This is a genomic window from Halomonas sp. SSL-5, assembly GCF_030708455.1.
Classification (GTDB): domain Bacteria; phylum Pseudomonadota; class Gammaproteobacteria; order Pseudomonadales; family Halomonadaceae; genus Halomonas.
The window spans coordinates 386,451-406,988 of the sequence record NZ_JAUYWF010000001.1 but is presented as its reverse complement, the minus strand read 5'-3'; the positions used below and the strand labels follow the sequence as shown (position 1 = coordinate 406,988).

Annotated in this window: 14 protein-coding genes; 3 read left to right on the top strand and 11 right to left on the bottom strand. The window is 67.8% G+C overall.

Annotation, left to right across the window (positions count from 1 at the left end; translation table 11 throughout):
* A partial coding sequence (locus RAN53_RS01870; protein ID WP_305795122.1) for a DUF5801 repeats-in-toxin domain-containing protein occupies nt 1–1,468 on the bottom strand: 1,468 nt, incomplete at its 3' end.
* A 546-nt stretch (nt 1,469–2,014) separates the two neighbouring features.
* On the opposite strand from RAN53_RS01870, the gene RAN53_RS01865 reads away from it, so the two are divergent.
* Entirely contained in the window at nt 2,015–3,004 is a 990-nt protein-coding gene (locus RAN53_RS01865; protein ID WP_305795121.1) for an IS481 family transposase, read from the top strand.
* Nucleotides 3,005–3,168: 164 nt separating this feature from the next.
* Here RAN53_RS01865 and RAN53_RS01860 read toward each other — a convergent pair whose 3' ends face one another.
* The 9 genes from RAN53_RS01860 to RAN53_RS01820 all read right to left on the bottom strand — a co-directional run bounded on the left by RAN53_RS01860 (nt 3,169) and on the right by RAN53_RS01820 (nt 17,487).
* The gene (locus RAN53_RS01860; protein ID WP_305795120.1) at nt 3,169–5,490 is read right to left on the bottom strand and encodes a DUF5801 repeats-in-toxin domain-containing protein; all 2,322 of its coding nucleotides are present in this window, start codon (nt 5,488–5,490) and stop codon (nt 3,169–3,171) included.
* Between the two features lie 432 nt (nt 5,491–5,922).
* Complete coding sequence (locus RAN53_RS01855; protein WP_305795119.1) at nt 5,923–6,597, bottom strand: LuxR C-terminal-related transcriptional regulator; 675 nt, start codon at nt 6,595–6,597, stop codon at nt 5,923–5,925.
* A 45-nt stretch (nt 6,598–6,642) separates the two neighbouring features.
* A complete protein-coding gene (locus RAN53_RS01850; protein WP_305795118.1) occupies nt 6,643–8,031 on the bottom strand; it encodes an HlyD family type I secretion periplasmic adaptor subunit in 1,389 nt (462 codons plus the stop codon).
* Nucleotides 8,028–9,821 carry a type I secretion system permease/ATPase gene (locus tag RAN53_RS01845; protein WP_305795117.1) on the bottom strand — a complete coding sequence of 598 codons (1,794 nt, stop codon included), beginning with the start codon at nt 9,819–9,821 and terminating at the stop codon, nt 8,028–8,030. The genes RAN53_RS01850 and RAN53_RS01845 overlap by 4 nt, the downstream gene beginning before the upstream one ends.
* A 268-nt stretch (nt 9,822–10,089) precedes the next feature.
* Nucleotides 10,090–11,355, bottom strand: a complete 1,266-nt coding sequence (gene glyA / locus RAN53_RS01840; protein ID WP_305795116.1) for a serine hydroxymethyltransferase — start codon at nt 11,353–11,355, stop codon at nt 10,090–10,092.
* 140 nt (nt 11,356–11,495) lie between these two features.
* A complete protein-coding gene (locus tag RAN53_RS01835) occupies nt 11,496–12,656 on the bottom strand; it encodes a hypothetical protein (protein WP_305795115.1) in 1,161 nt (386 codons plus the stop codon).
* A gap of 71 nt (nt 12,657–12,727) precedes the next feature.
* Nucleotides 12,728–14,155 carry a polyphosphate kinase gene (locus RAN53_RS01830; RefSeq protein WP_305795114.1) on the bottom strand — a complete coding sequence of 476 codons (1,428 nt, stop codon included), beginning with the start codon at nt 14,153–14,155 and terminating at the stop codon, nt 12,728–12,730.
* 24 nt (nt 14,156–14,179) lie between these two features.
* Nucleotides 14,180–16,774: an ABC transporter permease gene (locus tag RAN53_RS01825; RefSeq protein WP_305795113.1), complete on the bottom strand. Its 2,595-nt coding sequence runs from the start codon at nt 16,772–16,774 to the stop codon at nt 14,180–14,182.
* Nucleotides 16,771–17,487: an ABC transporter ATP-binding protein gene (locus RAN53_RS01820; RefSeq protein ID WP_305795112.1), complete on the bottom strand. Its 717-nt coding sequence runs from the start codon at nt 17,485–17,487 to the stop codon at nt 16,771–16,773. Before RAN53_RS01820 ends, RAN53_RS01825 begins: the two co-directional genes overlap by 4 nt.
* Between RAN53_RS01820 and RAN53_RS01815 the strand changes: the two genes are divergently transcribed.
* A complete protein-coding gene (locus tag RAN53_RS01815; RefSeq protein ID WP_305795111.1) occupies nt 17,486–18,157 on the top strand; it encodes an arylesterase in 672 nt (223 codons plus the stop codon). The two genes, RAN53_RS01820 and RAN53_RS01815, sit on opposite strands and share 2 nt — an antisense overlap.
* A 50-nt stretch (nt 18,158–18,207) precedes the next feature.
* Here RAN53_RS01815 and RAN53_RS01810 read toward each other — a convergent pair whose 3' ends face one another.
* Nucleotides 18,208–19,098, bottom strand: coding sequence for a DMT family transporter (locus RAN53_RS01810; protein WP_305795110.1), 891 nt, complete (start codon nt 19,096–19,098; stop codon nt 18,208–18,210).
* A gap of 122 nt (nt 19,099–19,220) precedes the next feature.
* On the opposite strand from RAN53_RS01810, the gene RAN53_RS01805 reads away from it, so the two are divergent.
* A complete protein-coding gene (locus RAN53_RS01805; protein ID WP_305795109.1) occupies nt 19,221–20,534 on the top strand; it encodes an MFS transporter in 1,314 nt (437 codons plus the stop codon).
* The last annotated feature ends 4 nt before the right edge of the window (nt 20,535–20,538 follow it).

Sequence of the window (20,538 nt, the reverse complement as noted above, 5' to 3'; positions counted from 1 at the left end):
CATAGCCGATGGCCCCGGCCGGCGCTCCAGTCTCATCGTCGGGCGCCGCGTTACCCTCTTCATCCTTCGAGGAGCCGGTCGTGCCCAGCGACTCGTCGACGTCGATCGAGGCGCCCTCGACCAGCGTCAGGTCGATCGCCGGCCCGTCGTCCTCGAAGAAGATATTGGAGCCGATCTCGTCGGTGTCGCCGGCCACCTCGGTGAGGGTGAAGCCGCCGAGGTCGAAGGAAACGTTGCTGCCCGCCCCCTTCTCCGGCTGGTCGTTGCGGATCAACACGCGGTTATGGTCGCTGTCGGTCTCGTAACGGACGACGTCGCCGTCCTTCACGCCCTTGATGACCACCCCGTTGCCATCGTAGCTGACGGTGACGCCCTGGGTGCCAACGACGTTGAAGCCGCCGCGGAGGACCTCCACCGAATCGGTGGTAATGTTAATCGGCGCGTCGCCGTCGACGAGCTGGTTGCCGTCGATATAGTTAACGCCGCTGTCGTCGGCGGTCAGGTAGGCGTGGATCTCCAGGCTGGTGGTGGTGTTGCTCTTGCCCGGCGTCATCTGCGAGATGGTGAACTCCGCCGCCTGGGCGAGGACATAGCCTTCGAACTGGATGTTGGATTCGTCGTTCGCCTCGGTCGGGCTGAGAGGCTGTCCGGGGTCATTTCCGGCGTCGGGCCCGGCGAGATAATCCGCCTTTGCGCCGGAGACGAAGGTGACGACGATGGCCTGCTGGGCCTTGATCTGCTGCCCGTCGACGCCGAGCGTGGTAGTGCCGCCGCCCTGGCTGCTGTTGACGGTGCTACCGCTCGAGACGTTTTCACCCGCGGACTCGTTGGCCGGGTCCTCGCCCGTGATCACCAGCGCCTGATTTTCGTTGCCGAACGCCATGAAGAGGTTATTGCCCGAGGGCGCGTTGGCGAAGTCGAAGGTGTTCGCCTCGAAGGCGGTGACGTGGACCAGGCCGGTGAGATCGACGGCGCTGTCGTGGTCGTTGCCGTCGTCGCCGTGATCGATCGCCTCGTACTGGACCGTCCAGAGCTTGGCGCCGGTCGGCGGGGTGCCGCCAGTCTCCTCGAGATAGATGGCGAAAACGATCGGGCCGTCTTCCCCGGCGCGGCCGAGCACGATGTTGTCATTTTCCGTGTCGGTATACAGAAAAATGGATTGACCGTCCGTCGTCTTGAGCCCGCTGTCGTCCCCGTCCAGGAGTTCGCCGTTCGCGCGGGTCAGTGCGACGTTGCCGAGTTCTCCGGTTGGGCTGAAGGTGACCACGTCGCCGTCGCTCTCGGCTGCCCCGAGCGCCGGGTCGGTCGTCAGCGCCTCCAGTCGGTCGGAGAAAACAAAAGGAATGGACGTGTACAGGACATCGTCGTCGTTGGCATCGCCCGGAGGTGTCGAGGCGCCATTCTGCAGACCGGCGGTCTCATCGATCGTGACGTCAGTGCCGGTAATGTTCACAAGTAATTCAGACATGGCTAGGTTCCTCCAAGGAACTGCCCACGCGTTGCGCGCGTTTGCGATTGTGACCAGGCCCACTCCCTGTGCCGGAAGCCTCTCGTGGGATGCTCCCCTGGCGAGACAGCCTCACTCCTCCCTGATGCCCCGTACCCGTGATGTGAGTTACCGGCTTGCCGTCGTCGTCGGTGGCCTTGAAAGCCGTCTTGGTGTGTCTTCCGCGGGCACGGCTGGCAACTCGATCACTCATACCTTCAAGCTAGCCATCACACAGTTGGAAACTGCTCAATTAGCCGGGGAGGCACGCACCAAAGTTCTGAATACCGGATAGCGGTTTAGGTAACCCCCACCCCTTCCAGGAACCTTTAAAAAACGAGCCAGGTGATCAGGTTTCATCCCCTCCTTTGGCATGAGTTTGCTGATAAAGTCGATGAACCGAGGTGGTCCTCATGGGACAGGGAGTAACAGGTAGTTGTAGGGTCCCGGATGATCAAATGAGCTATAGGAGTTATCCTCTGCTGGCAGCCAGAGAGCTTCTACAGCAATTCATTCGGGAGCAGGTTCATGGACATCAAGCTGCATAAGCAGGCCACGACAACACCGAAGATCCGTGCTGAAATCCAGGCGGCACCCTCCAGCATCACGGATAGCGAGCTGGCCCGCCAGTATGGCGTCTCCCCCGCGACGATCCGGCGCTGGCGGTACCGTGATGATGTCCATGACCGACCGCACACGCGTCACAACCTGCTGGCCACCCTCACGTCCGAGCAGGAGGAGGTGCTGATCGCAGCGCGCGAATTCCTGCGCCTCGGCCTGGATGATCTGCTCGTCGTGGCACGTGAGTTCCTGAACCCTCGACTGTCTCGCTCAGGCCTGCACCGCATGCTCCGGCGCCGCGAGGTGCCGACACTGGCAGAACTGGCTCGGCAGGACGCTGGTGATGATGGGAAGCCCCGGCACAAGCCCTTCAAGGACTACGAACCCGGGTACGTGCATATCGACATCAAGCACCTGCCTCAGATGCCTGATGAGGAGCAGAAGCGCTACCTGTATGTCGCCATCGACCGTGCCACACGCTGGGTCTATCTGGAGGTCAGACGCAGCCAGTCCGCCAAGGATGCCAAGGCGTTCATGAAGCGTGTGGAGGAGAAGGCTCCCTTCACGATCCAGACGGTGCTCACCGACAACGGCAAGTCGTTCACCGATCGCTTCACGCGGACAGGTGAGCGCAAGCCCAGCGGCCGCCACCCCTTCGACCAGGAGTGCCAGGCCCATGGTATCGAACATCGCCTGATCAAGCCGGGAAGGCCACAGACGAACGGTATGGTGGAGCGGTTCAACGGCCGCATCAGCGACGTGCTGGCGACCCGGCGCTATACCTCAGGCGAGGACCTGGAGCAGACGCTCAAACGCTACGCTTGGCTGTACAATCACCACATCCCTCAGAAGGCGCTGCACCATCAATCACCGATCACGGCGATGAAGGAGTGGCAGGCCAAGCGACCTGAGTTATTTACCAAACGAGTGGTCAATCACACGGGACCCGACAGGTAGTGCAAGATGGACGACGAGGGCTACTAACGGTGTGGTAGACGATGGCGACCCCATCGTTATCACTGGGCAACGTATCGAAGGGGCGACAGGCAACAGAACGACGTCGGCCCGCGAAATGCGGGCCGACGCTAACCATGCAGGTGGCTCTTGCCGGGTGTCGGGGATTACAGGAGGCCCTCCTCGATCGGCGGCAGGGGAGTCTCGCCACCGCCTTCGCCTGTTTCGCCTGTTTCGCCTGTTTCGCCTGTTTCGCCTCCTTCACCACCTCCTCCTTCACCACCTCCTCCTTCGCCATCTCCTCCTTCGCCTTCTCCTTCACCACCTCCCTCGGGGGTGCCGTCGATAAAGACCTGAAAGCGGCCGTCGACGGCATCGTCGTCGCCATCAAAGGCCCTCACATCGAACTCGAGCGTCAGGTCACCCTCCCAGGGTCGCGTCTCCGACTCACCGCCGGGCACCTGAGGCGGGCCCTGGAGCACGTCGAAGCGGTAGCCACCGTCGGCGTCCTGATCGAGGGTGAGGCGGAAGAGAGGGCCATCCGCGTTCGAATAGGTCAGTACGGTGTCACCCTCCGACAGGGTCTCGATGATCGGACCAAGGCCTGAGGCGCCGGGCAGATCCGTGTAGCCGGTGATGACGAAACTGCCATGGCCGTCGGCACCGTAGTCGAGGAAGGCGTCGTCCGCGTAGAAGTCACCCGCCTCGAAGTCCACCACGCCGTCGTCGATGGATGACAGCTCGGGCAAATCGTCGTCGAAACTGAGCCTGTCGCCGATGTCGACGGTCTCCGAATCGTCGGCGCTGTCGTTATCGCCGTCCACGATGGTGGCCGAGGCAGTGAGCCGCACACTGGCCGGGGCCAGCCCCAGGTTATTGACGTCGTTGTTGGTGGCAATACCGTCCGCCAGCTCGTCGGTATGATCGATCTCGGCATACTGGGTCAGGGTGACCCTGCCCTCGTTGCCGGCGGCATTATCCACGCCGATGCGGAAAATATCCGTCACCACACCGCCCACCGTGGTCCGGCCGACGATGTCATTGCCATCCATCACCAGGGTGATGGGGTTACCGTCGCTCGTCAGCCCGGTGTCGGCCATGCCACCCCCGATCGACAGGCTGTAGGCCAGGCTGGCCGGGGTGCCGTTGTCGTCGGCGCCCATGTCCTGGGTCAGGTCGAACAGCAGCGAGAAGTCGTCGCTGGCCGTGTCGCTGGCATCGCCGATGGTGTCGGCGTCCTGGGTGGTCAGGCTCGGCGCCGCGGTGTCGGTGCGGAAGACGTCCAGCATCGGCCCGTCGTCATCGAAGCGGAGGGTGATGGGGTCGTGGTCGCTCTCCTCGACCGACTCGCCGACGGCGATGCCGCCGATGTTCCAGCTGACGTTGGACCCGGCCCCCTTCTCGGGCTGGCCGTTCTCGACGATGAAGCGGTTATGGTCGCCCTCGGTCTGGAAGGTGATGGTGTCGTTGTTCTTCACGCCTTCGATCACGACGGTATCGCCATTGGTCGTGAAGTCCCACGCCACGCCATTGACGAAGACCGCGGTTATCGGGACCGTGGGGTCACCGTCGGTGATGCCCGGAATGAAGTCGGTGCCCTCTTCCTGGCCGGTGAGCAGCGCGGTGATGTGCACCACCGACTCGGCCTTGGGCGGAGTGAACTTGACCAACGTGACCGAGGCCACCTGCGCCGTCTGCAGTGAACCGAACTGGATATTCCCGGCATCCTTGGCCTCGGTCGAGGTCAGGTCCGGTACCAGATAGTTGGGGTCCATGCCGCTGACATAGGTCACCACCAGGGCCTCACCTGGGTCTACGTTCTGGTTGTTGGCGCCCAGGGAGGTGTCGTTGGCCTTGCTGCTGTTGACGGTCTGGCCCTCGGCGGTGCCGGTGACCACGATGGACAGGCCGTCAGGGTCACCGAAGGCCATGAAGGCGTTCTGCCCCGCCGGGGCGCCGCCGAAGTCGAATGGCTGGAGGCCGGTGCCGGTGACGGCGACGGAGAGCTCATCGAGAACGGCGGTATCGTCAAGCTCCGTGCCATCGTCATGCTGCTTGGGCAGGTAGTCCAGCAGGTAGACGTCGGACGAGGTGCCATCGGCGTTGGGCACGATCACTGCGATGAAAGCGACGTTGCCTGATGCCGTGGTGCCGATCAGCACTTTGTCATCACCATCGGCGACGTTCAGCGTGACCGGCTCATAGTCCTCGCTATCGGGATCGAGGGCGAACAGGCTGGTGTCGAGGTCGCTGATGGGATCGCCGTCCTGGTCCGCCCAGCCGATCTCGGTGAACCCGTCGGGCGTGCTGATCATGTCTTGCCGGTAGGCCAGGTTCGCGGGCTCGCCGTAATCTGGATCCGAATAGATGTTGGTGATCAGGTCCGGCAGCCCAGGCAGCGAGACATCGATCTCGTCGTCCTGCTGACCCGCCGACTCATCGACCGTGATCGGTCCGCTGATCTCCAGGAGGTCTTCGTGGTTTGACATGTCCCTTCTCCCTTGCCGTCAGATATCGCGATGGTGGCGGGTGCCGGCGCAAGACCAGATGGCAGCCGAACCCTCCTAACTGAAAGCTAGCCAAGCCAGTGAGTTGCAGTGGTCATTTACGCAGGCGACGGATACCAATCTTTTGCCTCTCGCAACGTCAGATCACCTCATTCTTCTTTCGAAAACTGATGAGAAACACTCATCAGCATGGATGAGAAAACCTCATACCTTGGTGACTAAAGGCCTCGATCCGGCGAGCGGTGTACGGGCCGGGCGCACGCCGAGAGCGCTCGTCCGGAAGGATGAGGGGCTGGAGGGTCGCGGTCACGGGGAGGAAGCACTCCTGCGCGGGGCAGGAGAGGTAGCGGGGCGACGAGCGTCGACCCCCGAGAGGCGTGACGCCGGGGCCTCAGGGGTCCGGGGAGGTCACGACTAGTCCTGGCAGCGCTTATGCTTCTGGAGGGGGGGCGGAGCACCGAGGTGGCGTCGGGTCCAGTTGATCGCCTGACCACGACTGTGCACGTCGATCTTGCGAAAGATGTTGTAGAGATGGGACTTGACCGTGTGCTCGCTGACGAACAGCTGCTCGGAGATCTCGAGGTTGGACGCCCCCGAGCCCAGCATGCCGATGATCTCCAGCTCGCGGCGGGTCAGGCCGCACGAGGGGCGATAGAGATTGATCTGTCGCTGGCGGTAGTACTCGAGTAACCGTGCCATCAGCGACCGCGACATCCAGGGCTTGCCCTGGAGCAGCAGCTTCAGCCCCTTGCAGATCAGGTCGAGGCTGTCGGTGCGATAAAAGACACCCTGGAGGTGGATGGCAGAGAGCAGTTCCACGGCCTGGGTCTCATCGTTAAGGTTAAAGGCGGCGAGGTACATCTCGGGCTGCTCGGCGGCTCGCAGCTGCCAGGCGTGGAGATCGGCCTCGTCCAGGTGGTCGATATCCAGCAGGACCAGCCGTCTGCCTTCGCTTCGCGGCCTGCCATTGAGGCGGGGCGAAAGCAGGATAGCCGCGCACCCCAGCTGACGATGCAGGTAGTCGGCGAAGAGCTGCGACTGTGGCGTCGACTCGGTCACCAGATGGATCGGGGGTTCATGTGACGACATACCGGGGCATTTCCTTCCGTGTGATGGTGGCAGGGATATGGCTACCTAGGCCTCGCGAATGGCCCTGGCCAGGATGTCGGTGATCGGTTTGGTGATATAGCTGGCGAAGGTGCGTTGGCCGGTGTGGATCATGACCTCGGCGGGCATGCCGGCGAGCAGCTGCATCTGCCGATCGAGCTTCTCACGCTCGGTGTCCAGGACCCGCAGGCGCACCCGATAGAAACGCGCGCCGGTGGCCTCGTCCTGCTGGCTGTCCGCGCTGACGAAGACCACCTCGGCGGCGATGACGTCGGTGGTTCGCTGGTTGAAGGCGGTGAAGCGGATCTCTGCATGCTGACCGGGATGCAGACGATTGATGTCGCGATCGACCACCCGGGCCTCGACCAGGAAGCGACCGTCGGCGGGCACGATGTCGAGCAGCGGATCCCCGGGGCGCACCACGTCGCCCACCGAGTGGACACGACGCTCGACCACGATGCCGGCCACCGGCGCCTTCAGGGTGGTTCGTGCTACCTGGTCGGCCAGGGCGCTGATGCGCTCCTCGGCTTCGGTGACGCTGACCTGGGCCTGGCGCAGCTGCTCGCCGATGTCGCTGTAGAACTCCTGCAGGCGGATCTCGCGCTGCATGTGGCTCTCGCTGATCTGGGAGCCGAGGCGGGCGATATCGGAACGGTACCCCGCGACCTCGCGGGAGAGCTCGAGACGGTCGCGTTCCACCTCGCGCAGCCGCTGGTTGCTGACCATGCCCCTCTTGAACAGGCCGCGCAGGTCGCGCGCCTCGACGCTCAGCGAGCCAAGTTCCTGCTCACCGAAGCGCACCATCTCGGCGAGCCCCTCGACCTGCTGCTCGAGCTGAATGGCCTGCTCGTCGAGGGCCTCGAGGGTACCGCGCAGGGACTGCCGACGGGCCCGGAACAGCGCCTGCTGGACATCCAGCATCGCCTGCACTCGGGGCTGGTCGCTCTCGAGCAGAGCGGCGGGGAAGGCCAGCGCCTCGTCGCCGCGCTGCTCGGCGAGCAGGCGCAGCTCGGTGGCCTTGCCCACCAGGTACTGGGCGCGCACGATCTGCAGCTGGGCGCGGGCACGGGTATCGTCCAGCACCACCAGCGGCTGGCCGGCGGCCACATGGTCGCCATCCTCGACCAGGATCTCGCTCACCACCCCGCCCTCCAGGTGCTGCACCGAACGCCGGAAGGACTCGACGGTGACATGCCCCGGGGCCACCACGGCCACCGCCAGGTTGGCGGTGAAGGCCCAGCCGCCGAAACCGCCCAGCGCCAGCAGCAGCACCAGCATGCCCAGGCGCTGGTGGCGACGGCTATCGACCGGCACCTGCACCGCGTACTCGCCCTCCAGGGTACTGGGGCCCGATGCTTCGCCGCGCTCGGCCTGCAGGCTCTTGGCACCGGGCTCGAATGTCGGTTCGCGGCTCATGGCGTTTCTCCTCCTACCGGAGCAGACGGTGCCGAGGGCGCCTGGCCCGGGGCCACCGCCGCCATGCGCCCCCGCACCACCTTGGCGGCATTCGCGGCGGGCATGGGACTCGTCTTGCCGGCGAGGCTGGCGATCACCTCGGCGGTAGGTGCGAACATCTGGATCTGGCCGTCGCGCAGCATCAACAGCTTGTCCATGCCCTTGAGCAGGTGGGTGCGGTGGCTGATCACGAACAGCGTGACCCCCTCGCGCTTGAGGGTGGCGAGAGCGGCGCGCAGGGCGTATTCGCCGCGGTCGTCGAGGCTGGCGTTGGGCTCATCGAGCACCACCAGCACCGGGTTGCCGTAGAGCGCACGAGCCAGGGCGATGCGCTGGCGCTGGCCGCCGGAGAGGCCGGCACCGCCGGGGCCGATCAGGGTGTCGTAGCCCTCGGGCAGGGCCAGCACCATCTCGTGCACCCCGGCCTTGCGCGCGGCGACCACCACGGCCTCGGTCTCTACCTCGCCGAAGCGAGCGATGTTCTCGGCCACGCTGCCCTCGAAGAGCTCGATGTCCTGGGGCAGGTAGCCGACGTGGGGGCCGAGCTCGTCGCGGTTCCACAGCGCGATGTCGGCGCCGTCGAGACGGGCGGTGCCGACCAGCGGCGGCCAGATGCCGAGCAGCACCCGGGCAAGCGACGACTTGCCGGCGGCGCTGGGGCCGATGATGCCGATATGCTCGCCGGGCGCCACCGCCAGCTGGATGCCGCGCAGGGTCGGCGTGCGACTGCCGGGAGGCGCCGCGGCCACGCCCTCCACCACCATCTCGCCCCGCGGCGCCGGCAGCGACATCCGCTCCTGGTCGTCGGGGATCTTCCTGAGCAAGCTGTCCAGGCGATCGTACGCACCACGCGCCGAGACGAAACTCTTCCAGGAGCCGATCATGCGGTCGATGGGGGCCAGCGCCCGCCCCATGATGATGGAGCCTGCGATCATCATGCCTGGCGTCAGCTCACCACGCAGCACCAGCCAGGCGCCCAGGCCCAGGATGAGGGACTGGGCCAGCAGGCGCAGCACGCGGGAGAGATTGGTCAGGGTGCCCGAGCGGTCGCTGGCTCGGGACGTGCCCGCCAGGTGGCGCTGGTGGCGGGTTGACCAGCGTGCCATGAGGCCCGGCAGCATGCCCATGGCATGCAGCACCTCGGCGTTGCGCAGGTTGGCCACCAGCTGCTCGCGAGCCTTGATCTTCTCGCCCTGCGCCTCGCTCAGCAGCGGCTGGGTGGCCTTCTCGTTGGCCAGCGCCAGCACCAACAACAGCAGGCCGGAGGCGGTGGCGAAGACCCCCAGCCAGGGGTGGAAGAGGAACAGCACCGCCAGGAAGACGGGCACCCAGGGCATGTCGAAGATGGCCAGCAGGCCGTTGCCGGAGAAGAACTGGCGCAGGTTGGCGAGGTCGTCGAGGGGCTGGGCCGACCCGCCGCCCTCGCTGGCCAGGCTGCGCCGGAACATGGCGCGGTAGAGCCGGTCGCTGAGCAGGGTGTCGAGGCGGTTACCGGCACGCACCAGGATGCGCGAGCGCACCAGCTCGAGCAGACCCATGATGACGAAGAGGAAGACCACCACCCCGGTGAGTACCAGCAGGGTGTCGGGACTGCGGGTCGAGAGGACCCGGTCGTAGACCTGCAGCATGTAGATGGCCGGCACCAGCATCAGCAGGTTGACGAACAGGCTGAAGAAGCCAACCGAAGCGAAGGCTTCCCGACATAACCGCAAGGCACGTTGCAGGTCTGTTCTTTCGCCTTTGCCGTTCATTGGAGTTCACCGGGGGAGCCTGGGCTCGCGTGAGATGAGACGGGATGCACCATGAAGCAGACAGCTTTGCTTAACCTGACAGCTGTAACTAAAGGTAGCCGTGCCCAGGAAGGCCCGCAAACAAATAAATCACGATATGTCAATACCAGGATTTTCAACGGCTTGGGTTGTTCGGATACGAGAAGGCCCAGCCAGGCGGAGTACCTGGCTGGGCCTTGCGGGAGATTACGCGAACGTCAGACGGGCCGCAGGCGGCCCGTCGCAGCGATCAGCGATAGACCGGGAACTTGGTGCAGACGGTGGCGACCTTGGCCTTGACCTCGGCCTCGATGGCGGTGGAGTCGTCGCCCTTCGCCATCACGTCGAGGATGTCGCAGATCCAGCCGGCCAGGTCCCGGCACTCGCCCTCGCCGAAGCCGCGAGTGGTCACCGCAGGGGTGCCGATGCGCAGGCCGGAGGTGACGAAGGGGCTCTGCGGGTCGCCGGGCACGGCGTTCTTGTTGACGGTGATATGGGCGCGGCCCAGGGCGGCATCCGCATCCTTGCCGGTCAACTCCTGCTTGATCAGCGAGAGCAGGAAGAGGTGGTCCTCGGTGCCACCGGAGACGATATCGAAGCCGCGCTCGATGAACACGCTGGCCATCACCTGGGCATTCTTGACCACCTGCTGCTGGTAGGCCTTGAACTCTGGCGCCATGGCCTCCTTGAAGCAGATCGCCTTGGCGGCGATGACGTGCTCCAGGGGGCCACCCTGGCTGCCCGGGAAGACCGCGGACTGGAGCTTCTTCTCCATCGCCTCGTCGCCCTCGCTGGAGAGGATCAGGCCGCCGCGGGGACCGCGCAGGGTCTTGTGGGTGGTGGTGGTCACCACGTGGGCGTGGGGCAGCGGGGTCGGGTAGACGCCGGCGGCCACCAGGCCGGCCACATGGGCCATGTCGACCAGCAGGTAGGCGCCCACCTCGTCGGCGATCTCGCGGAACTTGGCCCAGTCGATGATCTGGGAGTAGGCGGAGAAGCCGGCGATGATCATCTTCGGCCGGTGCTCACGGGCCAGCTTGGCGACTTCCTCGTAATCGATGCGGCCGGCCTCGTCGATACCGTACTGCACCGCATTGTAGTGCTTGCCGGAGAAGTTGGGCTTGGCACCGTGGGTCAGGTGGCCGCCGGCATCCAGGCTCATGCCGAGTACGGTGTCGCCGGGCTTGATCAGGGCCTGGAAGACGGCGCCATTGGCCTGGGAGCCGGAGTGGGGCTGGACGTTGGCGTAGGTGGCCCCGAACAGCTGCTTGGCGTAGTCGATGGCCAGTTGCTCGACGACATCGACGTATTCGCAGCCGCCGTAGTAGCGCTTGCCGGGATAGCCTTCCGCATACTTGTTGGTCAGCTGGCTGCCCTGAGCCTCCATCACCCGGGGGCTGGCGTAGTTCTCGGAAGCGATCAGCTCGATATGGGCCTCCTGGCGCTGCACTTCCTTCTGCATGGCATCCAGGAGGGCATCATCGAAACCGGCAATCGTCATGTCACGGCTGAACATCGGCAGAAAACCTCATATCACGGGAGTAAGGTAGGTCCCGGCATGATACCCCAGCCCCATGTACCTTTCACATGACCTGTAACATGAATCGGCGTCACCGCCACCCGCTGCGCGCTCATCTTCGCGGCAGGGTGCCGGGCTCAGCGTGTCTCCACCTGCATGGCGAACCGCTCGGGCAGTGCCAGGGGGTCGTCGGCGAAGCTTTCGAGACGCTCCTCGGCGGGAAGGTCGAGGGTGACCAAAAGCTCTTCGGCACCGCCGGCCATGAGGTCGACCAGGCCGTTGAACAGCTCACGCACCTGTGGGCCGAACATCATCCCGAAGCCCTCGGCCTGGGTACGCGCCTGCTCGAGATACTGGGCCTCGCTGATGCCCTCCATGGCCGCGCCCAGGGTCGCCAGACGGGCGAAGAGCCCGCGCTCGGCGAGGCGCAGCTCGAACCGGCCGCCACCCAGGGCGGCCTCCTCCAGCAGCGTCCCGTCGGCCAGAAGCGTGGCGACCTCCGCTCCTTCGGGCAGGGCCAGCAGGCTCTCCAGGTCGATCGCCATGACCAGGGCATCGCGCAGGGTCAGCTCACCGTCACTGAACAGCCTTCCTGTCTGCTCGCCCTCGGGCTCCCAGCGGGCATCGAAGTCGGCATCCAGGCGCAACTGGCCGCTACCGTCGGTCAGCACGTTGCTGGCCATGCGCAGGCGGGTGCGCTCCTCCTCGGGGGAGAGCGTGATCAGGCGGTCCAGGTCGACCGCCAGGGCCTCGAGGGCAAGCCCGCCCTCGCCGTCCTCGAAGTCGCCATCCAGGTCGAGACTGGCCAGGGAGGCGAGCATCCCCTCGGGGTGCTCCAGGCTGAGCTCAGTGAGGGTCATCACATCGAGCCACTCCTCCGCCAGCGCCTCGTCGTCGCGGGGCGGCACGGCGCTGCCGGGATCATCCAGCACGATGCGCCCGACGCCCAGCGTCAGGGAGCCCTCCAGTTCCTGCGGGGCGTCCTCCAGGCGGATCCCCGCCACACGGATGCCCTCCAGCGTGACGCTGTCCGGGCGCGCGTAGTCCCCCTTCACCACGTAGCGGTCGATCCACAGCGTCTCGCCGTCGTGGCTCGCGAAGCGCAGGTCTTCGGCGCGGGGCTCGCCACCCAGCAGCGAGGTGGAAAGGTCGCCGATGACCAGCTCGCCGCGCTCGCCGACCAGGGCGCGCAGGTCGCTCTCGAGACGCTCGACATCGGCGGCTGCCGGGGCGCTGGCCAGCAGGGCAAGCGCCAGGGGCAGCGCCCGGCGCGACAGGACAGGATTCGGGAAACGCATGGGGTCACCTCCGTGTGTGATCGAGCTGTGTGATCGAGCTGTGTGATCGTGGGGTCTGGCAGCAGTCTAGCCTAGTGGGAGGACTGCAGGCGTGCCTCGAGGTGGGCATTGACCGTATCGATGACCGTCAGCCGGGCGCGACGCTTGTCATCGCAGCCGACCAGCGTCCATTCGGCGCCGTGGCGGTGGGTGGCGGCGAACATCTCGTCGATGGCCAGCCGATAGTCGTCCCAGCGCTCGCGATTGCGCCAGTCCTCGTCGGTCAGCTTGTGACGCTTGTGGGGTGTAGCGGCGCGGGCCTCGAAGCGGCGCAGCTGCTCCTGCTTGCTGATGGCGAGAAACAGCTTGATCACCACCCCGCCGTGCTCGAGCAGCTGCTGCTCGAACTGACGGATCTCGGCGAAGCCGCGCCGCCACTCCTCGGGCCTGGCGAGCGCCTCGACTCGCTCCACCAGCACGCGGCCGTACCAGCTGCGATCGAAGATGGCGATGCGCCCATCGGCGGGCAGGCGTCGCCAGAAGCGCCAGGCCCAGGGGCGCAGGCGCTCCTCATCGCTGGGCGCGGCGATGCGATGCACGCGGTACTGACGCGCATCCAGCGCCGCGGTCAGGCGGTGGATGCTGCCGCCCTTGCCCGCCGCATCCAGCCCCTCGAAGACGATGACCACCGGCAGGCGGCGCCGGGCGACCTCCCGCGCGTTGATCGCCAGCCGCGCCTGGGCCTCGGCCAGGCGTTCGCGGTAGCGGGACTTGGCGAGCTTCTCCGCCACTTCGGGGTCGGCAAGGCGCAGCGCGGGGGCATCGGGCAGGGCCGCCAGCGACGCGGACACTATCGGCGGCGCTGAGGCACCAGGCGCCTCGAGGGCGCTCAGCAGCGCCTCGCCCACCCGCGGCAGCTGGTCGTCCGGGGCGCGCAGCGCCAGCCGTTGCCAGGGGGCATGGGGGGCCTGGGTAGCGTCACGCAGGCGCCGGCCCAGTGCCTGGATGGCGGCATGCTGGACGTGGCGCTGCCACTCCACCGGGCCCACCTGCCAGGCATGCGCCGGATCGGCCTGCAGTGCCTGCAGGCGCTCACGCTGGGCGTGGCGGCCGATATCCATCCACAGCTTGATCAGCACCACCCCTTCGGCGGCGAGCTCGGCCTCGAACTCGCGGATCCTGGCCAGGCGATCCTCGAAGGCGCCGGCGGAGAGCCGCCGCTCGGCGCGGGCGAACAGCGCGTCGCCATGCCAGCCGTGGATGAAGATGCCGACCCGCCCGCGCTCCGGCACCCGCCGCCAGTAGCGCCACCAGTAGGGCCGGGCCTGCTCCTCGCCGCTGAGCGCGAGGGCGTGCACCTCGGTATGGCGGTTGTCGAGCCAGTGGTTGAGGCGATTGACCAGCTGGCCCTTGTGGGTCACCGCATGGCCGGTCAGCAGCATCACCACCGCGCGGTCACCGCGGCGGGCCAGTTCGAGCTGGGCATCCAGCAGCCGGTAGCGCAGGGTGTCCTGTTTCATGTCTTGCTCTGCATGCCGTTCTCCTCAGGTCTCGCCGAGCAGGCCCAGGCTCGTCGCCGGGGCCTGGCGGCGCAGGTTCCGGGAGAGCAGGTGGCCGATGGCGCCGATCGCCAGCGCCCCGCCCAGCGGCAGCGCCAGCCATAGCCACGGGTGCAGGCGCGGGGTCAGGTCGAGCCAGGCCAGGTAGAGCGCGGCACTGGCCAGCTCGGCGAGCAATGCCCCCATCAGGCCGCTGGCCAGGCCGAGGATGGCGAACTCGGCGCCCTGCACCCGGGAGAGCAGGCGGTTGCCGGCGCCGAAGACCCGCAGCAGGCCGCTCTCGTGGGCGCGCACCGGAAGGCTGGCGGTGAGCGCCGCATACAGCACGCTGACGCCGGCCAGCAGCACGAAGGCCAGCACCACCTCCACGGCACGAGTCACCCGTGTCAGCAGGTCGCGCACCTGGGCGAGGATGGCGTCGACATTGAGCAGGGTGACGCCGGGGAAATCGCGCACCAGGTTGCGCTGCACCTCGCGCTCCGCATCGTCGAGATGGAAGGCGGTGATATAGCTGTGGCCGAAGCGTTCCAGCACGCCGGGCGGGAAGATGACGTAGAAGTTGGGACGGAAGCTGTCCCAGTCGAGGTCGCGCAGGCTGGTCACCTCGCCGACTACATCGGCGGCGCCGATGGTGAAGGTCAGGGTGTCGCCCAGGGCCAGACCGAAGCGCTCGGCCAGGCCGTCCTCCATGGAGATCGGCACCCGCTCGGCATCGGGTGGCGTGTCGGGCTCGGCGGCTACCTCGTCGAACCAGCCGCCGGATTCGGCACCCTGTGCCGCACCGAACCACTCTCCCGCCACCAGGCGGTTGCCCTCGGGCAGCGTCTCGCGCCAGGTGAGGTTGAGCTCGCGGCGCAGGGCGTTGTCGCCGCTGGCCTCCGGAGGCACCGCCTCGCGCGGATCCATGCCGTTGATGGCGGTGATGCGCCCACGCACCATGGGGTAGAGGGCGCTGCGCGCATCGGCGGCACCGCTGAGCGAGGCCTCGAAGGCCTCGCGCTCGTGGGGCTGGATATTGATGGCAAAGAAGTTGGGGGTGTCGGCGGGGAGCTGCGCCTCCCAGGTAGAGAGCAGGTCGCCGCGTACCAGGGCGATCATCGCCATGGCGAAGAAGGTCACGGCGAAGGCCAGCAGCTGGCCGAGGCTGGCGGTGCGCCGGCGCGCCAGCTGGGCACCGCCCAGGCGCAGCGCCTGGGTGACGCCGGCCTCCGCCCCGTCACGCGGCAGGCGCGCGGCCAGGCGCAGCACGCCGCCGAGCAGCAGCGAGCCCAGCCCCCACAGCACCACCAGCATCACCAGGCCTCCCAGCAGCAGGCCCAGCGCCAGGGCCGGGTCGCCGGAGTAGAGCCACAGCAGCCCGCCGAAGACGCCGCTGGCCACCGCTACCACCAGCCAGGCCGAGGCCGGCAGTGGGTCGAGCTCGCGACGCAGCACCTTGAGGGCACTGACTCGCTTGAGACGCAGCAGGGTCGGCCCGGCGAAGCCCACCAGCACCGCCAGGGCGGTAAACACCCCGAGCCACAGCGGCAGCATGCCCGGGGCCGGAAGCTCCATGGGCAGCAGCGCCGTCAGCAGCGCCAGCAGCGCGGCCTGACCGGCCAGGCCCAGCAGGGCCCCCAGCAGCGAGGCCGCCAGCGCCAGCCACAGCAGTTGCAGGCCGAACAACCGCGTCAGCTCGCCCTGGGTGGCGCCGAAGCAGCGCAGCAGCGCGGCGGTATCCAGGTGGCGGTCGACATAGCGTCGGGTGGACATCGCCACCGCCACGCCGGCCAGCAGCACCGCGGCGAGCCCCGCCAGGCTAAGGTAGCGCTCGGCGCGCTCCAGGGCACTGCCGAGTCCGGGGCGGTCGCGACGCACGTCGCGGACCTCCACGCCGTCGCGACGCAGGCGCTCCAGCAGGGGCGACAGGTCGTCGAGGATGTCCGGCGGCCCGGCGGCCAGCAGCTCGAACTCCACCCGGGAGCCATCCTGGACCAGCTCGGTGGCTTGCATGTCGTCGCGATGCATCATCAGCCGCGGGTTGAAGCTGCCGAAGCCCGCGGACTGGTCGGGTTCGCGCTCCACCAGGCCGCCGACCGTCAGCTCGCTCTCGCCCAGGCGCACGCGGTCGCCGATCTCGGCCTCGAGCAGCAGCGCGAGGCGCGGCGCCAGCCACACCTCACCGGGAGCCGGGCCACGGGCCACTACTTCGACGCCCTCCCCCAGGTCGACGTGCACCCCGCCATAGAGCGGATAGCGCCCATCCACCACCTTGAGGCTGGCGGGCTGGAAGGCGTCCCCCAGGCTGACCATGGAGACCATGTCCACCTGGTCGCTGAGTACCAGGCCCGCCTCCTCGAGGGTGGCGCGCAGCTCGCTGTCGAAGGGCCGCCCTTGCTCCAGCACCAGGTCGCCGCCCAGCAGCTGGCTGGCCTGGCGGCTCAGGCCGCGGTCCAGGCGGTCGAGGAAGAAGCCGATCATGGTGGAGGCGGCCACCGCCAGGGCGAGTGCCACGAACAGCGCACGCACATCAGGCGCGCGCAGGTCACGGGCGAGCCCCCGGGCCGAGAAGCGCGCCAGGCGCAGGACCGAGAGGCTCATGCGCTCACCTCGTCGAGATGCAGCTCCTCCAGGCGGCCATGCGCCAGGCGCAGGCAGCGGTCGCAGCGCCGCGCCAGGGCGTGGTCGTGGGTGACCAGCACCAGGGTGGTGCCCGCCTCGCGGTTGAGCGAGAACAGGGCGTCGATGATGCGCTCGCCGGTGTCGGGGTCGAGGTTGCCGGTGGGCTCGTCGGCGAACACCAGCTCGGCGCCGGTAACGAAGGCCCGCGCCAGGGCCACGCGCTGCTGCTCGCCGCCGGAGAGCTGCTTGGGCAGGTGGTCGAGGCGCTCGCTCAGGCCCACCCGCGTGAGCCACTCCCGCGCCTGCTGCTCGCTGTCGGAGCGCGGCGAGAGCTCCAGCGGCAGCAGCACGTTCTCCAGGGCGGTGAGGGTCGGCAGCAGCTGGAAGTTCTGGAACACGAAGCCGACGCGGCCGGCGCGCAGCCGCGCCCGACCATCCTCGTCGAGATCGGCGAGCCGATGGCCGAACATCTCGAGGTCGCCGTCGGTGGGCAGATCGAGCCCGGCCAGCAGCCCCAGCAGGGTCGACTTGCCGGCGCCGCTCTGGCCGAGGATCGCCACCGTCTCGCCGGGGAACACCGAGATCGCCAGGTCACTCAGAATGGTGAGCCGTCGCTCGCCGCTGATAACCTGCTTGCTCAGCCGCTCGGCGTGTAGAATCGGCGTCGTATCCTTGCGAGAGGTAGCATTCATGAAGAAGGGACTCCCTGATGTGGCATGGCGCTGGGCGCTGGGCTGGCTGCTGTCCCTGGCGCTTGCGCTGGGCGCGGGCGCGGTGTCGGCCGACGGACGCCCCACGCTGCTGGTGATGGGCGACAGCCTGAGTGCCGCCTACGGCATCGAGGCCGACCGGGGCTGGGTCAGTCTGCTCCAGGCGCGGCTCGACGGGAAGGCGCGGGTGGTCAACGCCAGCATCAGTGGCGAGACCTCCAGCGGCGGCGCGGCCCGGCTGCCCGAGCTTCTCGGACAGCATGCCCCCGACATCGTTCTGCTCGAACTGGGCGGCAACGACGGCCTGCGCGGCCTGCCGCCAGGGCAGTTTCAGGCCAATATGCGACGCATGGTCGAGGCGAGCCGAGAGGCGGGCGCCGAGGTGCTGCTGCTGGGCATCGACATCCCGCCCAATTATGGACGCGCCTACCGCGATGCCTTCACCGGGGTCTACCGGCGCCTGGCCGATGACTTCGACCTGCCGCTGGTGCCCTTCCTGCTCGAAGGCGTGGCGCTTGACGATAACCTGATGCAGGACGACGGCATCCATCCCACCGCCGCCGCCCAGCCGATGATTCTCGACACCGTGTGGCCCGAACTCGCCCCCCTGCTCGAGGAGAACGGCCTGACACTGGCCGAGGCGCAGGGCTGACTGACGGCCCGGGGCTTACGACCGACTCAAGGCCGACCGGGCGGGTTGACTCATGGCTGTGCCGCCGGTGCCGGGGCCTTCTGCCACTGCTGCAGCCCGAGGCCGGCGAGGATCAGCACCAGGCCGACCAGCGTCGAGGCCAGGATTGGTTCGTCGACCACCAGATAGAGCAGCAACAGCGACACCGGCGGCGACAGGAAGATCAGGTTGGAGACCCTGGACGTGCGCGACACCCCGTGCACGGCCAGCTGCCACAGCACGAAGGCGATGCCCATCTCGAACAACCCCACGTAGACCCCGGCGCCCAGCGCCGGCCAGCCGTGCCATTGAAGGCCGGGGCCGGCCAGCAGCAGCAGCGTGAGCACCGGCAGCCCGACGCTGAAGTTCTGCCACTGGGCCACCAGCGGCGGGCGATGGTCCCGGGCGTTGAGCAGCCAGTAGAGCGCCCAGACCAGGGTCGAGGCCAGCGCCATGCCCACCCCGAGCGGATCGGCGAAGGCCACGTCGAAGACCGCGCCGCGGGTGGCGATCACCCACACCCCCGAATAGGCGATCAGCCCGGCCACGACGTCCATGCGGGTCAGCCGCTGGCCGAGGATCGGCACGGCCAGGAAGGCCATGGCCAGCGCCCAGGTGTAGTTGAGCGCCATGGCCTCCTGGCCCGGCAGGCGATCGTAGGCGCCGAACAGCATCAGGTAGTAGGCCACCGGATTCATCAGCCCCGCCCAGGCGGCGGTGCGCCAGCCGTGGCGCAGCGCCTGGCCGGCGAGCCCCTGGCGGGCCACCAGCACGCCGATCAGCGCCCAGGAGACCAGCGAGGCGAGCCACATCAGCTCAAGCGGGCTCATGTAGCCCAGCGCCACCTTGAAGGCGGTGGCAACGGTAGACCACAGCGCCACCGCGCCGAGGCCGTGGAGCATTGCCTGGCCGTCGCGGGTCATGGGGCCGGCCTCCGGCAAGTAGTGCGGTCGAGCGGCCCAGGGACGCCGACGCGAGTGATAGGTGACACGGCGGCCTCCCTGTCGCGACAATGGTGGCCCCATCCTACCAGCGAGGAGCCACGATGGCCGCCCCCGAGATCAGCCAGCGCCGCCTCTACGAGCGGCTGACCGGTGACGATGACAGCCGGATGTGCAAGGACATTCCCGACGAGGCCTGCGATGAGCAGCCGCGCAGCTTCTTCCTGCACCTGATCGCCTCGCTGGGCAACAAGCTGGCCGACGAGCTCTCCAGTGCAAGGCTGGTGCTGCCCTGGTTGCTGGGGGTGATCGGCGCCCCGCTGTGGATGGTGGGCCTGCTGGTGCCGATCCGCGAATCCGGCGCCCTGCTGCCGCAGCTGTTCGTGGCCGGCTTCATCCGCCTCAAGCCACAACGCAAGTGGGTGTGGGTGGCCGGCGGATTGCTCCAGGCCGCCGCCGCCGCGGCACTGGCCCTGCTCGCGCTGTTCGGCTCGGGCGGCATCGGCGGGGCCCTGGTGCTCGCCGCCCTGGTGGCACTCTCGCTGGCCCGCGGGCTCTCCTCCATCGCCACCAAGGATGTGCTGGGCAAGACCATCGCCAAGCGGCGCCGCGGCACCCTGATGGGCTGGAGCGGCAGCGTGGCGGGCGCCGTGACCCTGGCCGCCGGCGGCGTGCTGATGCTCTTCGAGGACCGCCCCGGCGAGATCGCCCTGGCCGTGCTGCTCGGGGTGGCGGCCCTGGGCTGGGCGCTGAACGCCCTGTGCGCGGCGCGCATTCGCGAGGCTCCCGGCGCGGTGGAGGGCGGCGCGAACGCCTGGGACAGCATCAAGCTGGGGCTGCGCCTGCTGCGAGAGGATCGCGCCTTCCTGCACTTCAACGTCTCCCGCACCCTGCTGCTGGCCAGCGCCCTGGCGCTGCCCTGGGTGGCGCTGCTCGGCCAGCAGCAGAGTGGCACCGAACTGGGCGGCCTGGGGGTGCTGATAGTGGTCTCGGGACTCGCCGGCATGCTGGCAAGCCCGGTATGGGGCAAGCGCGCCGACACCTCGAGCCGGCGGGTGATGCGCGACGCCGGCCTGGGCGCGGCGGCCTGCTGCCTGCTCGGCGCCGCCATCACCTGGCTGCCGGGCGGCTGGACCCAGACGGTATGGCCCTATGCCCTGGTCTATGCGCTGCTGGTGATCGTGCACGCCGGGGTGCGCCTGGGCCGCAAGACCTATGTGGTCGACATGGCCGATGGCGACAACCGCGCCCTCTATGTGGCGCTCTCCAACACCATCACCGGCGTGCTGCTGCTGGTGGTGGGCGGTGCGGTGGGCGCCCTTGGCCAGTGGCTGGGCAGCCCCGCCCTGCTGGTGGTACTCGCCGCCATGGCGCTGGCCGCCGCCGCCAGTGCCAGCCGGCTCCCCGAGGTAGAGTGATCGC